This window comes from Labilibaculum euxinicum (assembly GCF_963678175.1).
Taxonomy (GTDB): Bacteria; Bacteroidota; Bacteroidia; order Bacteroidales; family Marinifilaceae; genus Labilibaculum; species Labilibaculum euxinus.
Map to the genome: position 1 here is coordinate 2,528,324 of NZ_OY782756.1, position 15,565 is coordinate 2,543,888.

Here is a 15,565-nt window from a genome sequence, read left to right on the forward strand (position 1 = left end):
GGAGTCTGCTTACTAAGTTCAGCCACCAGAAATTTATTTTCGATGATCGTTAAGGGTTAATAAGATAGGAACAATATAAGAGCATCGAAATGTTGGGAATGGAATTCCTATTCCCCAAAATCATAAAAATTTCAAACAATCTGCTCCTAATTTTGCTAACTTTGGGTTTCAAATTTGATCATTGTTATGAATAAAACAAAAGCATGGATTCATGCATTCCGGTTACGTACATTGCCTTTGGCACTCTCAAGTATTTTTTTGGGAAGCTTTTTAGCTGCAGCGCATCATTCGTTTAGTCTTAAAATATTTATTTTAGCAACTCTTACAACTTTGTTTCTTCAGATATTATCAAATTTGGCGAATGATTTGGGTGATTCTATTTCAGGAGCGGATAATAATGAACGGGTTGGGCCGGAAAGAGCTGTGCAGAGTGGCGTTATCAGTCATAAAGAAATGAAAGGCATGCTTATCGTTTTTGTTTTACTTTCGCTATGTTCCGGATTGTGGCTTTTGTATGAAGGAATGCAGTTGATCAATCTGAAACAAGGAGTCATAATGCTGGTGATTGGTCTTTTGGCAATAGGTGCAGCAATAAATTACACAGTAGGAAAAAATCCTTACGGCTACAGTGGTTTTGGAGATTTATTTGTCTTTCTGTTTTTTGGTTTGGTTGGTGTTTTGGGCACTTACTTTCTTCACACCGGAAATATATCCTGGGGGCTGTTTTTGCCGGCAGTTTCGGTAGGATTACTTAGTGTAGGAGTTTTGAATTTAAACAACATGCGCGATATAGATAATGATGCAAGAACCGGGAAAATGACTCTTGTTGTGAAGATGGGGACTGCTAATGCGAAGAGGTATCATTTTACACTTCTTTCCACTGCCATGATTTTACCTTGCCTGTATACTATTTTTAACTGGCAGTCAGCTTTTCAGTTTTTATTCTTGTTGAGTTTTCCGTTTATTGTGCGAAATGTTTGGCACGTATTTAAAAATGAAAATGCCCGCGATTTGGATCCGGAATTAAAACGACTTGCAATATCCACCTTACTATTCAGTCTTAGTTTTGGTTTAGGATTGGTACTTTAATTATCGATTTGATAAGGTGAAATGAGATTTTTTTGACAAATCTCACATCTTTTATCTCACATCTCATATCTAATAAATATGCTTAAAGCAGATTATCAATATTACCCTCTTAAATTTAAACGGGCCAGCGGAACTTCGCGAGGTGTTTTAACACAAAAAGATTCCTGGTTCATTCGTATTTGGGATGATAAAAATCCTGATGTGAAGGGTATTGGCGAATGCTCCATTATTTCAGGATTAAGCAGCGATGATAAACCTGGCTATGAAAATAAAATCAAAGAAATTTGTGAGAGCATAGATGATTATTGGTATTATCTGGAGGATGGATTAACAGAATGGCCTTCGATTTATTTTGGATTGGAGACTGCCTTTCTGGATTTTCAGGCCAAAGGGAGTAAAGTTCTTTTTCCCTCCGATTTTACAAATGGGAAAGCCCAAATTCCTATTAACGGATTGGTTTGGATGGGTGATTCCGGCTATATGAAAGAACAAATTCAACAAAAGCTGGAAGATGGTTTTGATTGTTTGAAGCTAAAAATAGGAGCCATTGACTTTAAGGAAGAAATTAATCTTTTACAGTCTATCCGTAAAGATTTTGGATCAGATAAAATTGAGTTACGGGTTGATGCCAATGGTGCATTTTCACCTGTTGATGCGTTGAAAAAACTGAAGGTCTTATCCGAATTTCAGATTCATTCTATCGAACAGCCAATAAAAGCCGGACAATGGAAGGAGATGGCGGATTTGTGCTTGGCCAGTCCTCTGCCAATTGCTTTGGATGAGGAATTGATTGGCGTGCATACTCTGAGTTTGAAGAAGGAACTTTTGGATGCAATTAAGCCTCAATACATTATTCTGAAGCCAAGTCTTCTCGGCGGTATAAGAGGAAGTCAGGAATGGATTGATTTAGCTGAGGAAAGAAATATCCCTTGGTGGGTAACTTCAGCATTGGAATCTAATATTGGATTAAATGCTATTGCTCAATGGACTTATACGCTTAATAATTCAATGCCACAAGGATTAGGAACCGGGCAAATTTACAGCAATAATATAGTGTCACCTCTTTTTATGCACAAAGGCTTTTTGGCTTACGATATTTGTGGAAAGTGGGAAATTTAAAAGTAAGAATTTAAGCATGCGTGAACTAACGATAAATGGTATTCTGTATTCCGAAGAAGAATTGGTCAAACATTGTAATAGTCAATTATTGATCAGTGATTTTCAGTGGGAGCGGGATGTTTATTCCTTTATTTTGGAATGGTTGGATGCAAAAGAAAGCATTTCAGCGAAAACTTCCGGTTCAACAGGTAAACCCAAAGCGATGGAGTTATCGAAGGAAAGGATGCTGAATTCGGCCCAACTTACCGGAGAGTATTTTAAATTTGAAAAAGGACAAACTGCCTTACTTTGTTTATCGACTAATTTCATTGCAGGAAAAATGATGGTTGTGCGTGCTTTTTTATGGCAGTTGAACTTGATTTTAGTAAATCCAAATGGGCATCCGCTCGAAAATATGCAATCGAAAATTGACTTTGCAGCTATGGTGCCTCTTCAGGTAATTAATTGTATAAAAGAGGGGATTAATTTTGCTTTGGTTTCTAATTTGTTAATTGGAGGTGGGGCTGTGGATGTTTATTTAGAAGAACAGTTACAGGAACTGCCAACCAATTGTTTTTCAAGTTATGGCATGACAGAAACAGTTTCTCACGTGGCTATCAAGCCTCTTAACGGAGATCAAAAATCGAATTTTTACCAAGGATTGGGTAATGTAACTTTTTCTTTGGATGAAAGATCTTGCTTGCAAATTGAAGCTTCGGAAGTTCTTGCCGGGTCAATCGGCACAAATGATGTTGTAAACCTGATAGACGGGAAACATTTTATTTGGCTTGGGCGATACGATAATGTTATCAATTCAGGTGGTGTTAAATTGTTTCCTGAGCAAATAGAAGAAAAGTTAAAAGATGCCATTTCAGATCCATTTTTTATTGCCGGAGTTGCGGATCGGGTACTCGGACAAAAGCTGGTGTTGGTTATTGAAAAGGAGAATCAATCTTCGGAATATGGATCTAATTTTTTGATAAAAATAAAAGGCTTGCTCGGTAAATATGAACAAGCCCGTGATATTATTTTCTGTAAGGAATTCAAACGAACACCAAATGGCAAGCTTCAACGCGAAGCTACAATGTCCTTGCTTAAATGATTAAGATAAGTAAGTAGTTTCTCAAAGTCAGCTGGATTTTTTAAATTTAATTGGTTATTCTTTTCAAATTCATTTGCTTGCTTTATAAAATTTTTATAAAGACGAGAAAGTAAAGCACTTGGGGAATTTAATTTTTTGGGTAATTCACCCTTGTTCTGAATAAGATAATAAGATTTTGTTTTTTTTAAATCTAGTTTACTTTTGGTTGATGGAATGTAATATTTAGCATATATTTTTTGACCACAACCGTATAGCTTTTGAAGATATCCGCTCGTGGTATCTCTTTTTACCAAATATTTTTTATACTCAAAACATTTTCCGTTTATGTTGACTTCTTTTAATTTTTCAGGAGATTTAATAGTACTGTGTTGAGAACCAATTCTACATTCCATCACATCAGTTTTCACATTGTAACGAATCTTGATAGAATTTAGAACCTTGTTTTCTGTAGTTGTAAGTTTAGATAGTTCGAATTGAGGATTTTGGTAGTTGTTTTGTTCTTCAGGAACATCATCTAAAATAACTTTGTAATGCATAATTCCCAAATTTGGATAACCTTTCCAAACTGAGCTTTCTTGTGAGAATGCTGGAATTGATATAAAGTAAATTAGGAGTGGAGAAAGTAGAAGTTTAATCATTTTTAAATTTTTGGTTGAAACAGTCAATATAAAAATACAATAAAAAATGATAAGTAGTTGATTTATTGTTGAGTTGAAAACAGGATTTGACTAAGTTCTGGTTTGTACCATGTGAAAAATGCTAAACTCTAAGGGAAGATGGGGATTTATTTGGTAAACAAAAAAAATGCCACTCTAAAGTGGCATTCTAATTATTTTTGTTTCAATTTATCTTTAAAAGCCTTTTTAAACTTTTCTTGTTTTGGTTTTATTACGAAAGTACAGTAGGGCTGCTGTGAGTTATTATTAAAATAATCCTGATGATAACTTTCTGCGGGATAAAAAGTTGTAGCTGCTGATATCTCTGTAATTATTGGATTGTCCCAAGCGCCGGATTCATTTAATTTCTCTTTTAGTGTTTCTGCCAGTTCTTTTTGCTCATTATTATTGTAAAATATAACTGAGCGGTATTGCGTGCCCACATCAGCACCTTGTCGGTTCAATGTGGTTGGATCATGAACTTGCCAAAAGACTTCAAGCAATTCTTTAAAACTAATTATTGTTGGATCATATGAAATCTGACAAACTTCTGCGTGCCCGGTTTCTCCCGAGCAAACTTGTTTATAGGTTGATTTTTCCTTCCCTCCCATGTAGCCCGATACAACTTTATCAACTCCTTTTAACTCTTGGAAGATTGCTTCAACACACCAAAAACATCCTGCTCCAAATGTTGCTAATTCTAAATCTTTCTTTTTTTTTGTCATTGCGTTTTTTCCGAAAATAGTTCCGGAAAGTAGAACAAAGACTACTACTAATAACTTTTTCATTTCTTCCGGTGTTTGTTTATTTATAATCAATCTAAAGATAGCTTTTGAATTGTTAAATTCAAAGTTAAAAGACCTTAAAATCTGAAATTGTTTGGTGCATTTTCTTGATTATATTTGAGTATGGCTAAGAATAAAAAAATAGTTGGAATAGTATTATCAGGAGGGAAAAGTTCCAGAATGGGAAGTGAGAAAGGCTTGGTTGAATGGAAGGGAAAGCGCTTAATTGAATATTCTATTGAAGCTTTACAACCAATATGTGACCAACTGGTGATTAGTTCAAATATGGAATGCTATAACTACTTGGGATATCCAATTATTGAAGATGAGATTAAGGACTGTGGACCATTAGGAGGAATCTATTCCTGCATGAAGGCAGTAAAGGCTGATTATTATCTTGTTATTTCCTGTGATGTGCCAAATGTTTCTTTTCTTCTATTTGCTGATTTATTAAAAAATATTGCTGCTTTTGATGCAATTTTTCCTATTGATAAAGATGGTAGGAAACAACCTTTAATTGCCGTTTATGGATCTTCTTGTAAAAATATAATAGAGAAAGAGTTATTTCAGGGTAATTTTAAAATGATGAAATTATTGGATTTGCTGCAAACCGGAACTTTTCAAATTTCGGAAGAATTGCCATATTATAATTCAAAAATGTTGTCAAATGTTAATTCGCCCAAGGATATAAATTCATTATAATTTAATATTCCTTATTAAGGAAATAAATCGGTAATGTGAAACGATTATTTTGTAGTGAGAATATTCTCGGAACCAATAGAAAAAGAACTTTCAGTACCTATTTTAGAGTTTATTAAAGAAAATTTACAACTAATGTAATTTAGTAAAAATCTAAATAGTTATAGGTTTGTTTGTATCAGCGTCTTTGGGGATTTATCTTTTTTTAGATCAATTATAAAGTAGATTTTAATGCTTTGCAACATGTTTTCGAATTGCCTTTTTACATATGTTTACATTTATAGATGTATGTTTCTATATGTGTTTATGTGTATAAGTTTAAAGTATTCACAATATGAAAAGCAGAAGACAGTTTTTGAAAATTAGTTCCTTAAGTGCTGCCGGATTGGTTTTTGGTGGAGGATTATTGGAAACGTTTGCCGATAATCTACTGAAGAACAATCAATCTTATTTTAAAGGACCTTACGATTTCGTGCGTACTCCAACTTATTGCGAGGTGTGTTTTTGGAAGTGTGCCGGGTGGGTTCATAAGGATGAAAATGGTAGAATTAAGAAAATTATCGGAAACGATGACGATCCCAGTTGTAACGGAAGGTTTTGCCCGAGAGGTACCGGAGGTGTTGGAATGTATTTCGACAAAGATCGTTTGCAGACGCCTTTAATTAGAACTGATGAAAGAGGAAAGCAAACATTCAGGGAAGCAACCTGGGATGAAGCTTTTGATTACATTGCTTCTAAAATGAACAAAATTAAGGAGGAACATGGTCCGGAATGTACGGCTTTGTTTACTCATGGTTCCGGAGGAAAATATTTCGGTAATTTGTTAAAAGGTTTTGGATCCAATAATATCGCGGCTCCTTCTTATGCGCAATGTCGTGGTCCCCGCGAAGTAGCTTTTTTAGCTACCTTTGGACAAGGGATAAATTCTCCTGAAAATACGGATATCCGGGATACCAAATGTCTGGTGCTTATTGGATCGCACTTGGGTGAGAATATGCACAACGGACAAGTTCAGGAAATGTCTGATGCGATTGATAAAGGGACTACTATAATTACTGTTGATCCTCGGTTTTCTACAGTTGCAGGAAAATCAAAACATTGGTTACCAATTAAACCATCAACAGATATTGCACTTCTTCTTTCGTGGATGAATGTGATCATAAATGAAGAATTATTTGATAAAAAATATGTAGAGAAGTATACATTCGGTTTTGATCTGTTAAAAGCCTATGTGCAGCCATTTACCCCGGAGTGGGCCTATGGAATCACTACAATAAAACCTCAGCAGATACGTGATACCGCCCGCGAAATGGCACATGCTGCTCCTGCAGTTATTGTTCATCCTGGCAGACACGTTACTTGGTATGGAGATGATACACAAAGGATACGCGCAGTTGCAATTTTGAATGCTCTCTTAGGCAGTTGGGGACGAAGAGGTGGATTTTATAATCCAGAGAAAGCTTCTGTTCCTCATTTTCATTTACCTGATTTTCCAAAACCAAATAAGAACTGGCGTGATGCCATGGGAGGAAAATATAAGCTTGCTGATTTAGCACTCGCTTCCGGTGTATGTCAGGCAACAATACCAAGTCCGGAAATGAGTTGTTCAATAAAAGGATGGATCGTTAATGGAACCAACCTAATTAATACTTTACCCGATCAGAAGAAAACCATAGCTGCTATTCAAGCTCTGGATTTATTGGTGGTAGTTGATACTATGCCAATGGAAATTACTGGTTATGCTGATGTGGTTCTGCCAGAGTGTACTTATCTGGAAAGATATGATTCTTTAAGGATATCGCAGGGAAGAGTTCCAAGTATTGCTCTAAGAATGCCGGCAGTTGATCCTTTGTACAATACAAAACCTGCCTTTTGGATGGCTCGTGAATTGGCTAAGAAATTAGATTTACTTCAATATTTCCCATTTGAAACCTTAGAAGAAGAGATTGACTGGGAATTAAAACAAGTAGGTTCTTCATTGGAAGAAATGCAGCGCATAGGAGTGAAACTTTTAGATCGTGAAGCGGACGATTTGTATTTTGGTGAAGATGAGGATGTAGAATTCAATACCAATACAGGTAAAATAGAGTTGTACTCAACAGCTTTGGAGGAAGAAGGATTTGATCCGTTTCCTGTGTTTACTCAGCATCCGGAACCAAGCGAAGGATTTTACCGCTTAATATATGGCCGGGCACCAATGCATACTTTTAGCCGTACGGCTAATAATCCAAATCTTACTGATTTAATGGACGAAAATTCAGTTTGGGTGAATCCTAAAGTGGCTAAGGTATGGGATTTGAAAAACGATCAGTACGTTTATTTAGAAAATCAGGATGGAGTAATTTCTGACTTTAAAATAAAAGTACGAATAACCGAACGTATCCGCTGGGACTCTGTTTATATGGTTCATGGTTTCGGACATGCCGATAAACGTATGACAAGGGCCTTTGGAAAAGGAGTGAGCGATACCCAGATGATTACCAATGTAATGATTGATCCAATAATGGGAGGAACAGGAATGCGCGGGAATTTTGTGACGTTTCGATTTGATAACAAAAAAGCGGAGGTGTAAGCTATGAGATATGCAATGGCTATTGATACGAAAAAGTGTGTAGGTTGCAGCGACTGCGTAGTAGCTTGCCAAACCGAAAATGATGTCCCTATTGGTCACTGCCGTGATTGGGTGGTGGAAGTAATGGATGGAACATATCCTCAACTGGAAATGGAATTGCGCTCTGAAAGATGTAATCACTGTAAAAATTCACCTTGTGTGCGTTGTTGTCCTACTGGTGCCAGTCACTATTCCGATGGGGGTATTGTTTTGGTAACAAAAAATGAATGTATAGGCTGTAGCGCCTGCATAACATCATGTCCATATGATGCCAGATATGTTCATCCCGATGGATATGTGGATAAATGTACATTTTGTTTGCACAGAGTGAAAAAAGGAATGCAGCCTGCCTGTGTAGCAGTTTGCCCTACAAAATGCATGTATTTTGGTGATTTGGATGATCCAGGAAGTGAGGTTTCCGAAGTGTTGAAAAAACGAAAGTACAAAACCTTAATTCCTGAAGCAGGAACAAAACCTCAATTGTATTTCCTAATCTGATAAAACTAACAAAATGAGAGAAGAAATAATTGTAAGTGGAAGAAATAACCCACTCATCGATCCTCAGTTACACGTTTGGCACTGGGAAATACCAACTTATTTGTTTTTGGGTGGTTTGGCGGCAGGTGTGATGTTTTTTGCGGCCTTGTATTATCTGAGAGGCAGAGAAAATGATTACCGGACAGCCGTGAAATTAGCACCAATGATAGCTCCAATTGCTTTGGCTTTAGGTCTTATCGCTTTGTTTTTGGATCTACATCATAAACTATATTTTTGGAGATTATATACTACAATTAGATTAGAATCACCAATGTCGTGGGGAGCGTGGACTTTAATGATTGTTACACCTGTTTCGATTATTTGGAGTGCTCTTCATATTAAGGAACTATTTCCAAATTGGGATTGGAAGTTTGATTTTGCAAAAGAGCTTATTGGTTTTTTTCAGAAAAACAAGAAAGTATTAGCCTGGATCATGTTGGTTTCATCAGCGATTCTTGGAATTTATACCGGAATTCTATTTTCTGCATTTAATGCAAGACCATTATGGAATACATCTATTATGGGGCCTTTATTTTTAGCTTCAGGATTATCGGCAGGTTCGGCTGTTGTAATCTGGATGTCAAAAAATCATGCAGAACGTAAGCGGTTTGCTCAATTGGATTTAATGATTATTGGAATTGAATTATTCTTAATCATACACATGTTTATGGGATTTTTGGCTAGTACTCAAGTTCAAATTGACGCTGTAAATTTATTTTTAGGTGGCCCTTACACTGCTTCATTCTGGGGATTTGTAGTCATTTTGGGGATGATTGTTCCTGCAATACTGGAAGGTCTGGAATTAAAAGGATATAAAATACCTGTCGCCATTCCAGTTGTCTTGGTTCTGTTTGGAAGTGTAATGCTTCGATTCATTATTTCGAATGCAGGACAGGCTAGTCGTTGGCTTTATTGATTTTGAATGTTAATTTATCTGTAAAAACTATATAAACAATATAACTATGAGCGAAGTGAAAAAAACAAAATACCTAAATCCATATGTTGGTGGGGTATTGCTAGGTCTCGTACTTTTGGCCGCCAATTTTGTTTCTGGTCGCGGACTAGGTGCAAGTGGTGCAATAAAAAGTGCAGTGGTTACTACTGTAAGTTCGGTTATGCCTTCTCACGTTGAAAACTCTGCTTTTTATACTGAATACAAAGAATCTCATCCTGGCAACCCAATGAAATCATGGTTGGTTTTCGAAATGATAGGTGTTTTAATTGGAGGGTTTCTTTCAGGAGCTTTTGCAAAACGCTTAAAATTTAAGGTTGAGCATTCTCCAAAAATTACTTCTAAGCGAAGAATAATGTTTGCCGTTTTGGGAGGTATATTATTTGGTTTTGGATCTCAGTTAGGAAGAGGTTGTACCAGTGGATCAGCCTTAAGTGGTATGGCTGTGTTATCGGTAGGTGGCTTCCTTACCATGGCGTTTATTTTTGGAACAGCTTTCGCCCTAGCTTACTTTTTCCGTAAAAACTGGATTTAAATTTTAAATGTAATTAAACTTATTTGTTATGGGACCATTAATAGTTAACGAAATAATTTCACCAAACACCAATTTGCTAATTGCCATGCTAATTGGAATCGGGTTTGGTTTTGTATTGGAATCAAGTGGATTCTCATCTAGTCGTAAGTTAGCAGGAATGTTTTATGGCTACGATACCACTGTATTGAAAGTGTTTTTTACAGCGGCAATTACTGCAATGATCGGTTTGCTGTTTTTTAGTCTGTTCGGATGGATAGATTTGAGTTATGTCTATGTTAATCCAACTTACTTAACTTCAGCTATGGTTGGAGGTGCAGTAATGGGAGCTGGTTTTATTATTGGCGGATTTTGTCCCGGCACTGCTTTTTGTGCATTGTCAATAGGTAAATTGGATGCATTGGCATTTGTAGGTGGTTTAGTTCTCGGAATTATTTTCTTTACAGAAGGTTACCCTATGTGGGAGGATTTGTATAAAGCCAACTTTATGGGCACACCAACAATGAACGAATTGCTCGATATTCCTCGTGGAATATTTGCCTTGGGATTGATTTTGGCGGCTTTTGCTATGTTCTGGGTAGGCGAATGGGCTGAGAAAAAATTTCCCCGTGAGGAGTATTAATATTCTTTGGGATATCTTGACTAAAGAAAATAAATGATTTAATTTGATATATAGTCAGTTAACCTTATAAAAAACAATCGTATGAAAATGAGATTGATATTGGCATCAGTATTTATTCCATTAGGAATTATTATTGCTGCAGTGCCTGAAAATACAACCAAACCGTTTCGTTTAACTGCTGGTGAATTACTAAACGAGATACATGAAGGAACTCAATTTATAAGCACCGATCAAATCGCTGATATGTTAGTGCAGAAAGATCCTAGTCTTCAATTAATTGATGTTCGTACTCAGGCAGAGTTTGAAAAATATAGTCTTCCGGGATCTGTTAATATCCCTCTTTCTGATCTTTTATCAGAAGAATGGAATGATTTTTTGGATCAAGGAGTAAAAATGAATGTGTTTTATTCCAATGGGAATTTGAAGGCAAATGAGGCCTGGATGATTACCCGTCAGTTGGGTTTTAAGAATAATTACGTTCTTCAGGGAGGCTTAAATTATTGGGCCGAAACGATTCTTAATCCACAAGCTCCAAAATCTGTTCTTGCTGATGATGAAATTGCAAAATACGATTTCCGTAAAGGGGCAAGTGCTGCTCTTGGAGGTGGAAATGCTGTTGTTTCTAATAGTACTGAAGGTAAAACAGCAAAACCACCTATTGTAAAAAGGAAAAAGAAGAAAAAAGTCGCTGGAGGATGCTAATTTTTGCATTCTTATTAAAAAGCCTTTTCGATTAGTTTCGGAAAGGCTTTTTTTGAATTCAACCTTTAATTTTTTGACTAAATAAAGAGATATATCGATATAATTATTGGAAAAAACGGATTTCATTAATGATATACGATTGTGTTTGTATCTCCCTTATTTACATTCAGTTAAAATAATAAATTGATTGTGAGAAAAAAAAATGTAAACCACTAATATTTAGATAGTTTAAGATGTGTTAGGTTTTATATGTAGATATATGATATAAAACATATATGGATGAATATAGAGTTTGTATTTTGTTTCGGAATCCTAATTATATCAAACTAAATAAAAACAGAAAATGAAAAATACTTTTAAGATTGTTTTTTCAGCTCTAATTGTATTGGCTGGAATCTTTTCTACTCAGTCTGTTAAGGCAACAGATGGGTATTTTGGTGTTGGTTACGGCGCGCAAAATAAAGGTTTAGCTGGTGCAGGTATTGCATGGTATCAAAATTCTTTAATCAGCGGTAACCCTGCGGGTCATGTATTCTTGGGAACACAATATCAGGTTGGTGTTGGTTTTTTTAATCCTAACCGTGAATACACAGTTACAGGAAATCCTTCTGGAGCGCCAGCTTTCGGATTAACTCCTGGAAATGTGAAAAGTGACTCAAAATTATTTTTGATGCCGAGTATGGGTGCCAATTGGATGATCAATGAAAAAAGTAGTTTCTCTGCAACTCTTTTTGGTAATGGAGGGATGAATACTGATTATTCTACACAGACATTTTACGATCAGAGTTCTTTAACTACTGGTGTGGATTTAGGACAGATGTTTTTGGGTTTGACCTATTCAAGAAAAATAGCTGAGAAACACAGTTTTGGTATTACTGCTTTATTGGCTTATCAATATTTTGAGGCAAAAGGTTTATCCGCATTTAAACCAATGTCTAGTGCTCCTGACAAATTAACAGATAATGGTCAGGATAGTGGTTTTGGTTATGGAGTTAAGTTTGGATATATGGGTGAATTAGCAAAAGGATTGTATTTGGGAGCCAGTTATCAAACCATGTTGTACATGAGTGAATTTGATGATTATGCCGGTCTTTTTGCAGAGCAGGGAGATTTTAATATTCCATCTACATGGACTGTTGGTTTGGCTTATGAAATCAACGAAGATTGGGCCGTAATGGCAGATTACAAAGTAATCAATTATACTGATGTGGCTTCAGTTTCTAATAAGATGGATCCGATGGCATTTGCAACAGCTCCGCTTGGATCAGATAAAGGTGCAGGTTTTGGATGGCAAGACATAAATGTTTGGAAGTTCGGAGTTGAGTTTGCCGGTGTTGATACATGGACTTTTCGTGGAGGATACTCGCATACAGATCAGCCAGTTCCAAATTCAGAAGTAATGTTTAATATTTTGGCTCCCGGAGTTATTGAAGATCACATTACTTTAGGTTGTTCAAAGACTTTGGGTGATTCCGGTAAAGCGCTTCACTTGGCATTGGTTTATGCATTGCCATCAAGTGTTAAAGGAATGAATCCTATGGATCCTGCTCAAACAATTGAATTGGAAATGAATCAATTCGAAGTAGAGATTGCATTTACTTTTTAACACTACATACTGAAGTAAAAAGAGGTTTTCTTTCACGAAAACCTCTTTTTTTATTTTGTAAATCAGAATTTGTAAGGAAACTATTTTTTCGATTTATCAGAGAACAGATGTTTAATAAGTCCCAGTAATACATCACGAAATGGTTCTGGTTGCACTCCAAGCTTTCTGTTTTCCTGACTAATTTCAAACACCAGTTTCATGTGTTTAATGATTTCCTGATAGGCTTTAAAAAGAGAATAATCTGGATCATAAATGTGAGCAGGCTCCGAGTTTGTCCCATTTAATTCAATTATTTTGATATTATCCCCATTGTAAAGATCTTCTAAGCTGTTTACCTTAAGATCAAATCGACCATAGTAATAACCATCAAGCGGCTGAGCAATTTCGCGAAAAACGTTAACCAACCGATCGTTTATTAAACGATTTCCATCCAGAAATTTTGTGCCTCGGTTATGATTTCCAATAGGTTCCAGTTTATAGGTTATTCCCGATGGAACAATTTGATTCCACTTCGAATGGTATTTCTTTTTTAAGTAAGAAATTCTGCTTTTAGCACGAACGTTTTCAGTTACCAGTTCACTAAATCTGGATTTTCCATTTCCTGTGATTTTTAAGAACTCTTTTCTAACTATTGATGTGATTCCATCTTTTGAAGAGATTGGGAACCGATGATAAAATACACCCAATTCAATTGGAAAGTCAATAAATTCCTGAACAAGAATATCCTCATTTTGAGTTTGTAAAAACAGATTTAAATCTTGTTTGGTATCTATCTTTTCAACACCAATACCTCTTTCACCAACGTTGGGTTTGCAAACAACAGGGAAATCAAATTCGCGCTCAGCCATTTTTGCACAAACAGTCTCTGTATTTTCATCTTTTATCGATAAAAATCCCTTAGGGATGTATTTATTGTCAATAAAATCGAGCATTTTCATTTTGTCCATTCCAAAAGCACCCCCGAATTTCATGCTTGGGTTGGTAGCTGTGAAGTAGGAAAACGAACGAGCTTTTATTGCCAGATAAATTCCATATCCATATACAGGAAAGTAAAATATCCAGAAAGGCCAGAATTCAAAATGAAACCATTTTGCAAGAATAAAGGGTAGTTTTATTTTCATACACAGCAAATATTTTTTTAGTAGTACTTGTAATTAATCATACTCTTAAGAATATTTATAATTAATTGGGTAGATAAGGCATCTATTTAAGAATGAAAATACAGATTTATACAATTCATCCGACAGAGATTCATTTATAAAACTATTTTCTATGAATTATTTTCATATTTTGATATCTTTCTATAGTATTCAATAATTTACAGAAATTCATTTTTATGCAAACAGTCACTGTCTCTAAAATCATAATCAATCAGCTAATTGCTCTTTGTGAGAAACTTTCCTCAAAACAGTATTCTGCTTCTTTACAACTTTTGATGAATAATTCCATAGGAAAACACATTCGCCATATTGCAGAGTTTTACGATATTTTAAAGGATAGTTGCAACGCAGATTCTGTTCTGAGTTACGATACCAGAGAGCATTGCAGTAGAACTGAAACAGAGAAAGAAGTGGCTGTAAAAAGATTTAATGATCTCCTGAATTGGTTGAATGATATTGATGAAAATTTAGTTCTTAAATTGAATGTAAGTTACGACAAGGTTGCAAATGCAGGCTTTGATATTGATACCAGTTTGCAAAGAGAATTGGTATACAATATTGAACATGCCATTCATCATATGGCAATTATCCGAATAGCTATTGAACAGGAGTTTCCTGACATTAAATTGGATAAACACTTTGGAGTAGCTTATTCTACCATCAGATTTAGAGATGACTTATGTGCACATTAACCTACATACCTATTGGTTCTGATGATTTCTTCTTTACTACCAATAGAGATGAAAGCCCATTAAGAGAAGCTGAGTTTCCTAAAGAATATCTTATTGGAGAGTCGTTTGCACTTTATCCAAAAGATAAAATAGCTAAAGGAACATGGATAATGTGTCATGAAAATGATTTCTCACTTTGTTTATTGAATGGAGCCTTTGAAAAACACAAACATGAACCTCCTTACAAAAAGAGCAGGGGCGTTATGGTTCTCGAATTTTCAGAATTTGCATCAACCATTGATTTTATTAGAGATTACCATTTTGGTGGAATGGAACCATTTACACTACTTGTTTTAAGCTATAAATACACACGAAATTTGGAAGAGATACGTTGGGATGGAGAGACATTTCATTATCGGAAACTGGACTCCTCGAAGCCTTACATTTGGTCATCCTCTACCTTGTATACTGAAGAAGCTAGGGAAATGCGTCAGTACTGGTTTGATAATTGGCTTCGTCATTGTAATAATTTTTCGGGTAAAGAAACAATCAACTTTCACAAAACAACGGGAAGGGATGATGCTTTTAACGGATTAGTGATGAACCGGAAAGGGAAGGTGAAAACTCTTAGCATAACACAAATCAGGCGAAAGAATAGGATGGTTTCCATGTATCATGATGACTTAATAAAAGAAGAATCCCAAGATATTTATTTAACCAAAAAGAGCCTCAAATGAATGAAA

The 15,565-nt window shown here is 35.7% G+C and carries 16 protein-coding genes; 13 read left to right on the forward strand and 3 right to left on the reverse strand.

Annotated features, from left to right (window positions below):
* Positions 1-186 precede the first annotated feature (186 nt).
* The 3 genes from ACY0M5_RS10125 to ACY0M5_RS10135 all read left to right on the forward strand — a co-directional run bounded on the left by ACY0M5_RS10125 (position 187) and on the right by ACY0M5_RS10135 (position 3,289).
* Positions 187-1,089 (forward strand): 1,4-dihydroxy-2-naphthoate polyprenyltransferase, encoded by a 903-nt coding sequence (locus ACY0M5_RS10125; RefSeq protein WP_461631677.1) that lies wholly within the window; start codon positions 187-189, stop codon positions 1,087-1,089.
* A gap of 78 nt (positions 1,090-1,167) precedes the next feature.
* Positions 1,168-2,208: an o-succinylbenzoate synthase gene (locus ACY0M5_RS10130; RefSeq protein ID WP_461631678.1), complete on the forward strand. Its 1,041-nt coding sequence runs from the start codon at positions 1,168-1,170 to the stop codon at positions 2,206-2,208.
* A 16-nt stretch (positions 2,209-2,224) separates the two neighbouring features.
* The gene (locus ACY0M5_RS10135) at positions 2,225-3,289 is read left to right on the forward strand and encodes an AMP-binding protein (protein ID WP_461631679.1); all 1,065 of its coding nucleotides are present in this window, start codon (positions 2,225-2,227) and stop codon (positions 3,287-3,289) included.
* On the opposite strand, the gene ACY0M5_RS10140 is transcribed toward ACY0M5_RS10135, so the two are convergent.
* Together ACY0M5_RS10140 and msrA are read right to left on the reverse strand one after the other, a co-directional pair.
* A complete protein-coding gene (locus ACY0M5_RS10140) occupies positions 3,256-3,927 on the reverse strand; it encodes a hypothetical protein (RefSeq protein ID WP_461631680.1) in 672 nt (223 codons plus the stop codon). The genes ACY0M5_RS10135 and ACY0M5_RS10140 overlap by 34 nt on opposite strands.
* A gap of 191 nt (positions 3,928-4,118) precedes the next feature.
* Complete coding sequence (msrA, locus tag ACY0M5_RS10145; protein WP_461631681.1) at positions 4,119-4,733, reverse strand: peptide-methionine (S)-S-oxide reductase MsrA; 615 nt, start codon at positions 4,731-4,733, stop codon at positions 4,119-4,121.
* A 120-nt stretch (positions 4,734-4,853) separates the two neighbouring features.
* Here msrA and ACY0M5_RS10150 point away from each other — a divergent pair, with 120 nt between their 5' ends.
* The 8 genes from ACY0M5_RS10150 to ACY0M5_RS10185 all read left to right on the forward strand — a co-directional run bounded on the left by ACY0M5_RS10150 (position 4,854) and on the right by ACY0M5_RS10185 (position 12,991).
* The gene (locus ACY0M5_RS10150; RefSeq protein WP_461631682.1) at positions 4,854-5,432 is read left to right on the forward strand and encodes a molybdenum cofactor guanylyltransferase; all 579 of its coding nucleotides are present in this window, start codon (positions 4,854-4,856) and stop codon (positions 5,430-5,432) included.
* A 331-nt stretch (positions 5,433-5,763) separates the two neighbouring features.
* Positions 5,764-8,001 (forward strand): molybdopterin-containing oxidoreductase family protein, encoded by a 2,238-nt coding sequence (locus ACY0M5_RS10155; protein WP_124993786.1) that lies wholly within the window; start codon positions 5,764-5,766, stop codon positions 7,999-8,001.
* Between the two features lie 3 nt (positions 8,002-8,004).
* The gene (locus tag ACY0M5_RS10160) at positions 8,005-8,538 is read left to right on the forward strand and encodes a 4Fe-4S dicluster domain-containing protein (RefSeq protein ID WP_124993787.1); all 534 of its coding nucleotides are present in this window, start codon (positions 8,005-8,007) and stop codon (positions 8,536-8,538) included.
* Positions 8,539-8,551: 13 nt separating this feature from the next.
* Positions 8,552-9,493 carry an NrfD/PsrC family molybdoenzyme membrane anchor subunit gene (nrfD, locus tag ACY0M5_RS10165; protein WP_124993788.1) on the forward strand — a complete coding sequence of 314 codons (942 nt, stop codon included), beginning with the start codon at positions 8,552-8,554 and terminating at the stop codon, positions 9,491-9,493.
* A 46-nt stretch (positions 9,494-9,539) separates the two neighbouring features.
* Positions 9,540-10,064 carry a YeeE/YedE thiosulfate transporter family protein gene (locus ACY0M5_RS10170; RefSeq protein WP_124993789.1) on the forward strand — a complete coding sequence of 175 codons (525 nt, stop codon included), beginning with the start codon at positions 9,540-9,542 and terminating at the stop codon, positions 10,062-10,064.
* Between the two features lie 28 nt (positions 10,065-10,092).
* Positions 10,093-10,683 (forward strand): YeeE/YedE thiosulfate transporter family protein, encoded by a 591-nt coding sequence (locus ACY0M5_RS10175; RefSeq protein WP_124993790.1) that lies wholly within the window; start codon positions 10,093-10,095, stop codon positions 10,681-10,683.
* A gap of 81 nt (positions 10,684-10,764) precedes the next feature.
* On the forward strand, positions 10,765-11,385 hold the full coding sequence (locus ACY0M5_RS10180; RefSeq protein ID WP_156196151.1) for a rhodanese-like domain-containing protein: 621 nt from the start codon (positions 10,765-10,767) through the stop codon (positions 11,383-11,385).
* Between the two features lie 343 nt (positions 11,386-11,728).
* On the forward strand, positions 11,729-12,991 hold the full coding sequence (locus tag ACY0M5_RS10185) for an OmpP1/FadL family transporter (protein ID WP_461631683.1): 1,263 nt from the start codon (positions 11,729-11,731) through the stop codon (positions 12,989-12,991).
* 80 nt (positions 12,992-13,071) lie between these two features.
* Here the strand turns inward: ACY0M5_RS10185 and ACY0M5_RS10190 are convergent, their stop codons facing one another.
* A complete protein-coding gene (locus ACY0M5_RS10190; RefSeq protein ID WP_461631684.1) occupies positions 13,072-14,112 on the reverse strand; it encodes a hypothetical protein in 1,041 nt (346 codons plus the stop codon).
* Between the two features lie 215 nt (positions 14,113-14,327).
* Here ACY0M5_RS10190 and ACY0M5_RS10195 point away from each other — a divergent pair, with 215 nt between their 5' ends.
* Both ACY0M5_RS10195 and ACY0M5_RS10200 read left to right on the forward strand, forming a co-directional pair.
* Complete coding sequence (locus ACY0M5_RS10195; protein WP_124993794.1) at positions 14,328-14,843, forward strand: DinB family protein; 516 nt, start codon at positions 14,328-14,330, stop codon at positions 14,841-14,843.
* Positions 14,831-15,559, forward strand: a complete 729-nt coding sequence (locus ACY0M5_RS10200; protein WP_461631685.1) for a hypothetical protein — start codon at positions 14,831-14,833, stop codon at positions 15,557-15,559. Before ACY0M5_RS10195 ends, ACY0M5_RS10200 begins: the two co-directional genes overlap by 13 nt.
* The last annotated feature ends 6 nt before the right edge of the window (positions 15,560-15,565 follow it).